Raw genomic sequence first — 5,476 nt, forward strand, 5'->3', positions numbered from 1 at the left:
CACTGCTTCGCAAGGCTAAATGAGTTTTACTATGATCAGCTACCCCAACAAAACAAGGTGGCTTAACTAGAGCGGAATATCACTTATAAATACGCTTTTAGTTGTTCAAACATGTGGGACCACCTCTTTGGTCAATTATTAGCAAGATGAATTTATTTTTAATCAGTCTAATAAAAAAGAGTGCCATATGGCACTCTTTTGATTTAAGTACAAATTAACCTTTATTGCATTTTGGATCTTGACCTAATGCACGAAGTTTATCCTGCTCTAAACGTTTTTTTAATACATTTTGATTGGCATTGTCTGTCAGAAGACTGCCACGTATTGTATAGATTGTAAGCTTAGATGAAGTTGAATCTATAGGCGTAATTGTAGTCTTAAAAATATAAGTCCCATATGGCGGTCTGCCATAAAAAGTCCCAATATTATTTTCACGATCTAGGTTAGCTTCAACTTTCAAATAATCATTATAAGTCCTGTATTCCACGCATTTTCCATATGCCTGCTTTAAGTTTGCATAGGATTGTACATAGTCCAAAGGAACTTCTACTGAACCACCACCATTGATTGATTTTGTGACCAATTCAGTTTCTGAGGTTGGTAGCATCATTCGTACGCAGCCTTGGAGCAATAACAGTGAAGTTAATAGCCCTAAGCCAGTAGCTGTTTTAATAAACTTTGACTTTTTTAAGGTTTGCATGCTCAACACCTTCAACAATACGTTTTGTAATAACAATAGATTCTGGCTCAGTCGCTTTAAATCGAGAGTCAACTTCATATTCAGCAATGAAAACTAGAGGTTTTGTATTTGGATTACGATCTACGCCAATCACATAATCTTTATTTTCTTCTAAAGTCACGTTTTTGATCTCAGTAAAGTAACTATGATTTCCAATGCCACTTACGAAAACAATGTCGTGTTGACCAACAGGTAGTTTGAGTTTCACCTGCGAATGATCAAATCTTGTTTGTGTAGTTGATGGGCTGAGTAGTGAGTTTTCTACAAATTTCACACGTTGCTGGTCAAAAGTGTAAACCGTGTAAGGGTACGCACTTAAAGAACCTGATCCTTGGAAAAACTCATAAGGAATTGTTTTGATCGTGGCATATTTTTGGCCCGAGCTCACGAGTTGGTTAGCATAAGCTTCTCGCTTTTCTGAAATAGGTGCATTTGCAGCAGTATTTAGGTAGCGTGCTTCCTTTGGAATGTGTAGCGGTAACATAGAAACTGACTTTTTATTATCAGCAGTTTCTACAACTTGACACCCGGTTAATAGACCAAATAAGCCTAAAAGTAAAAGTGGTTTAATATGCATTATTGATCCAAATTTATTCATAATTTTTGGTAAGCATAATTTACTTAAAATATATTTCGACTGAAATACATTAGGAAATAATTAAATCTAATGGATTAAATTATAATCAATATACTTGTTCAATTTTATCTTTTCTTCTTCGGGCACTTCTTGCCATTTCCACCCGGCAGGCAATCACAGGCCTGACCATCGCCGTCGCGGTCTAAACTTTTCCAACCTGTTTGTCCTGATTTCTTTCTTTGTTCATACCATTTCTGTGCTTGCTGCTGAGTACTAAAGTCAGCACACTTTTTTGCATAAACTTGAATGGAAGTGAACCCCAAAATTAAAATGAGTAAAAATTTCATAAATTATTTTAAAAGTAGAAAAGTCATGCAAATCTTATCAGTAAATTTACCGTGTGACAAAAAGTACACAATTTGTTAAATTAAGTAAAAATATAACATTCTTGGGGTATAAAGTGAACGGTATTACAATTTTTTTGCTTATATGTGTAGCACTTTTGGGGGCGGCTTTTTATTTTATATATGGGAAATATAAAGCAAAAGAAACTGAGAATACTAATAATCAGACTCAATTAAAAAAAATATGAAGCTAGATATTCAAGAATTATAGATGTTGATAAGGAAGTCGAAGAATCTTTAAAGCGTAAGACTCAACTAAGTAGCGATATTCAAGCGCTTCAGCTGGATTACCAAAAAAAATATGGTCTTTTCCAAATATTAACTCGTAAGATTGCTGTATATGATGAAGATTTAGAATTAGCTTAATCTGGGTTTTATAAGCCACATTTTGATTTTGGAACATCTGAAGAATATAAACAAAGAATTGCGTTGATCAGAGAAAAACAGAAATCAATGCTTAAGGCTAAAACCGCAGTCACTTGCTCTACAGAGTGGACTGTGGGAGAAAGTAAAGCTGAAGGTAAGAAAATGGTCACACGCGCAATCAAGCTAACAACGCGAGCATTCAATAATGAATGTGAAGCAGCTATAGCAAATGTGCGTTGGAATAATATAGAAAAAATGCAGGAGCGTATTCGCAAAGCTGCCGAAGATATAAATAAAATGAATGAGTCAAACCATGTCTATATTGATCGTAAATATGTGGACATGAAGATGCAGGAGTTATGGTTGGCTTATGGATATCAAGAAAAAGTAAAAGAAGAGAAAGAGGAGCAGGCTGAAATTCGCCGTCAAATGCGCGAAGAGGCAAAGCTTGAGCAGGAAATGGCGGCAGCTCAGAAGGAAGAGGAAAAATTCCAAAAATTATTATTGAAAGCACAAGCTGAAGCAGCAAAAGCTGTCGGTGGTAACTTAGATAAATTGAATGCAGAAATTGCTGAGTTATCAATTAAGTTAGAAGAGGCTCATCAGAAAAATGAGCGCGCACTATCAATGGCACAGCAGACAAAAGCGGGACATGTTTATATTATTTCTAACATCGGATCATTTGGCGAAGATGTCTATAAGATTGGTATGACGCGCCGTTTGGAGCCAATAGATCGTGTACATGAACTGGGCGATGCTAGTGTGCCGTTCTACTTTGATGTACATGCAATGATCTATAGCGAAAATGCACCGGCTATGGAAAATGCGCTTCATAAAGTGTTTGCTGAACGTCGTTTAAATCTAGTCAATCTCCGAAAAGAATTTTTCCATGTGACTTTAGATGAAATCCAAAGTGAGGTTCATAAGATTTCAAGCGATGCTGAATTTACTATTACAGCTGAAGCTGAGCAATATAGACAAAGCCAAACAATTAGACATGAAAAAACTCAGGCAGAAAAAAGGCTTGAGGAAGAAATTCCAGCTTTAATATAAGGGGTTAATCGTGGGTTTTAATTTTAGAAAAAGTCTAAAGATAGCACCGGGTGTACGTTTAAATATTACGAAAAAGGGTATTTCTAGCGTTTCATTAGGCGGTAAAGGCGCGCGTGTAAACCTTGGCAAAAAGGGAACAAGAACAACTGTTGGTTTGCCTGGTACTGGGCTTTCGTATAGCAGTTTTAGCCCTAAGCAAGTAAAGAAAGAAACTGTTAGAAGTGAGCCTGTAAGGTCTAGCATGCAAATGAATATGTCTCCTGTAGGAACGCAAGTTCCTACACCTTTACCATTTATGCCAAAGTTTGAGCGGAAGGTTTCGATTCTTTTAGGCATTGGAATCTTTCTAATGCCATATATTTTCGCATGGTTTACTTTGCGTGAAGGCTATTCAAAGCCAGCAAGGTTTATAAGTTTTGGATGGCTTTTATTATTTGTATTTGTGAATCTACAACAATCTTGAGTAATGCTTAATGAAAAAAATAATTCTACAGCTATCTCTAATCCTATTGTCATCATTTAGTTTTGCTTTTGATGGTTTGGAATTAAATGAAGAAGAATTCTATCCTTTAGCAAAGAAATATGTAAATACCAGTACTCTTAATGTTAGAAACAATCCTAAAAATGGGGAAATTGTAGAAAAGTTAGCAAGAGGTGATGCCGTTCTAATATATGATAGAAAAGATCAGTGGGAAAGATTATCAAAAGAATTTGAAAGTCCTAAATGGGTTTTATCCAAATATTTATGCGCATTTGAAAACTGCTTTCTTAAAGGTGATCTATACTCAAAAAGTACAGTGAAGAACAGTTATTCCTCGCATATAAAGAGTCAACCTAACACAAAAGTTAAAAAAACATATTCTAAAGGTTGTTCTTGTGATTCAGGCTCGTATTGTTATGGTCCAAGAGGTGGTCGTTATTGCTATACTTCCGGAGGAAATAAGAGTTACCGCTAATAAAAGCACCTTAAGGTGCTTTACCCCAATTGGGTGTTACGAATATTTTCTTAACGTGGCGCTCTCATTTAATAGCAATCTTCGCCCTCACACAAGTCGCTAAAGAATTCCGCAAATGGGTACTCGATGTACTGGAAAAAGAAGTTCTAAAACAGCAAATCGACACACGAGTAAAAATCAACGCAGAGCAGCAAGCAGAACTCAAAGAAATTATCGACCGACGTGCCCAAGGTGAACGCAAACTACATGCAGAAATGTGGTCACGTCACAAAAAACACTTCCGCATCGCACGTTATAGCGATCTGTTGCCCATTCATTTCCACGACGCAGTAAATTACCTAGAAACTTTAGAAGTTAAGTCAAAAGGAAATATCTATATAGATGAAAAACAATTCCTAGAAATGCTCTGCGTACATGCACGAGTCTTTCAAGCGTGGTGGAATACACATAGCCCAGCATTACTCAATTCATTACTGATGAGCATGCTCAACGACAATATGTTCTCTATGAGCAGTGCCATATCAAACGTAAGTAAAAATGTGGATTCATAATGCCAAACTATGATTACGACCACATGTTTGAATTACAGACACTTTCACATGCAAGATACGGACTGCTCAAGTAAAAAATAAGCCACCTTCGTACGGTTTTTTTATATCAATGGATAACAAAAGGAAATGGCAAAAGTGCTTTGTACATCTTACGATATAAATGAAAAATCATTGATGAAATTTAGAATTTCACATGATTAAAAATGATCAATTTAAAAATGGCACATAGTGATGAAAAAATTAACTTTGTTAGGTTCAATAACTTTGGCTTTGTCTGCGGCGGTTTCGCCAAGTGTATCTGCTGCACCAGTAAAACCCATTCAGTTTGCAAAAGGTGCTATTGGTACTACAGTTGCAGGATCATTTAAAGGCTACGATGACATTCAGTATAGTTTGAATGCTAAGGCTGGACAAACTTTAAGCTATAAGCTGACAAGCAATCATGATTTAGCCCAAATTAATATATATGCTCCTGGTGATAAACCAGGAAAAGCAGACGCTTTGGTGATTGGATCTACAACAGGAGCATCTGGAAAATTCAAGCTGCCAGAATCAGGCAATTATTTGATTCAGATCTACCAAATGCGGAATACGGCACGGAATAATAGAACAGTTAATTATAAATTGCATGTTGAAGCAGTTCGCTAAACTTACTTTATCTGGATAGCTTAGAAAGTAACCGAAGCAAAACCAACTAGATGAAATTAGGGTCTGTTGACATTTGTTGATTAAAAAAATAGCGAGATAGTAAAATTAAATCGCCAAACCCAATTTTACACTCGCTATGCCTCGAACAATGCTAAATGATCAACACTGGTCCAAGTTACTTG

General features: G+C 36.2%; 8 protein-coding genes. 5 read left to right on the top strand and 3 right to left on the bottom strand.

From position 1 onward, the window contains the following. Positions 1 to 214 precede the first annotated feature (214 nt). The 3 genes from FTT76_RS17235 to FTT76_RS17245 form a co-directional block, all read right to left on the bottom strand. On the bottom strand, positions 215 to 700 hold the full coding sequence (locus FTT76_RS17235) for a hypothetical protein (RefSeq protein ID WP_180009667.1): 486 nt from the start codon (positions 698 to 700) through the stop codon (positions 215 to 217). After that, the gene (locus tag FTT76_RS17240; RefSeq protein ID WP_180009666.1) at positions 669 to 1,316 is read right to left on the bottom strand and encodes a hypothetical protein; all 648 of its coding nucleotides are present in this window, start codon (positions 1,314 to 1,316) and stop codon (positions 669 to 671) included. Before FTT76_RS17240 ends, FTT76_RS17235 begins: the two co-directional genes overlap by 32 nt. A 125-nt stretch (positions 1,317 to 1,441) precedes the next feature. Continuing rightward, a complete protein-coding gene (locus FTT76_RS17245; RefSeq protein WP_180009665.1) occupies positions 1,442 to 1,663 on the bottom strand; it encodes an excalibur calcium-binding domain-containing protein in 222 nt (73 codons plus the stop codon). Positions 1,664 to 2,149: 486 nt separating this feature from the next. Here FTT76_RS17245 and FTT76_RS17250 point away from each other — a divergent pair, with 486 nt between their 5' ends. The 5 genes from FTT76_RS17250 (at position 2,150) to FTT76_RS17270 (ending at position 5,294) form a co-directional block, all read left to right on the top strand. Next, a complete protein-coding gene (locus FTT76_RS17250; protein ID WP_180074499.1) occupies positions 2,150 to 3,139 on the top strand; it encodes a DUF4041 domain-containing protein in 990 nt (329 codons plus the stop codon). A gap of 10 nt (positions 3,140 to 3,149) precedes the next feature. Further along, positions 3,150 to 3,602: a DUF4236 domain-containing protein gene (locus FTT76_RS17845; RefSeq protein WP_180009664.1), complete on the top strand. Its 453-nt coding sequence runs from the start codon at positions 3,150 to 3,152 to the stop codon at positions 3,600 to 3,602. Positions 3,603 to 3,612: 10 nt separating this feature from the next. Further along, a complete protein-coding gene (locus FTT76_RS17260) occupies positions 3,613 to 4,095 on the top strand; it encodes an SH3 domain-containing protein (protein ID WP_180009663.1) in 483 nt (160 codons plus the stop codon). A gap of 29 nt (positions 4,096 to 4,124) precedes the next feature. Then, positions 4,125 to 4,646, top strand: a complete 522-nt coding sequence (locus FTT76_RS17265) for a hypothetical protein (protein ID WP_168379499.1) — start codon at positions 4,125 to 4,127, stop codon at positions 4,644 to 4,646. A 231-nt stretch (positions 4,647 to 4,877) separates the two neighbouring features. After that, entirely contained in the window at positions 4,878 to 5,294 is a 417-nt protein-coding gene (locus FTT76_RS17270) for a DNA breaking-rejoining protein (protein WP_168379498.1), read from the top strand. Positions 5,295 to 5,476: the final 182 nt, after the last annotated feature.

Origin of the sequence: Acinetobacter sp. YH01009, assembly GCF_013420765.1 — a bacterium.
Taxonomy (GTDB): Bacteria; Pseudomonadota; Gammaproteobacteria; order Pseudomonadales; family Moraxellaceae; genus Acinetobacter; species Acinetobacter amyesii.

Coding starts and splice junctions, on each gene's coding strand:
- FTT76_RS17235 (WP_180009667.1), bottom strand. CDS start 700: ATGCAAACCTTAAAAAAGTCAAAGTTTATTAAAACAGCTACTGGCTTA.
- FTT76_RS17240 (WP_180009666.1), bottom strand. CDS start 1,316: ATGCATATTAAACCACTTTTACTTTTAGGCTTATTTGGTCTATTAACC.
- FTT76_RS17245 (WP_180009665.1), bottom strand. CDS start 1,663: ATGAAATTTTTACTCATTTTAATTTTGGGGTTCACTTCCATTCAAGTT.
- FTT76_RS17260 (WP_180009663.1), top strand. CDS start 3,613: ATGAAAAAAATAATTCTACAGCTATCTCTAATCCTATTGTCATCATTT.
- FTT76_RS17270 (WP_168379498.1), top strand. CDS start 4,878: ATGAAAAAATTAACTTTGTTAGGTTCAATAACTTTGGCTTTGTCTGCG.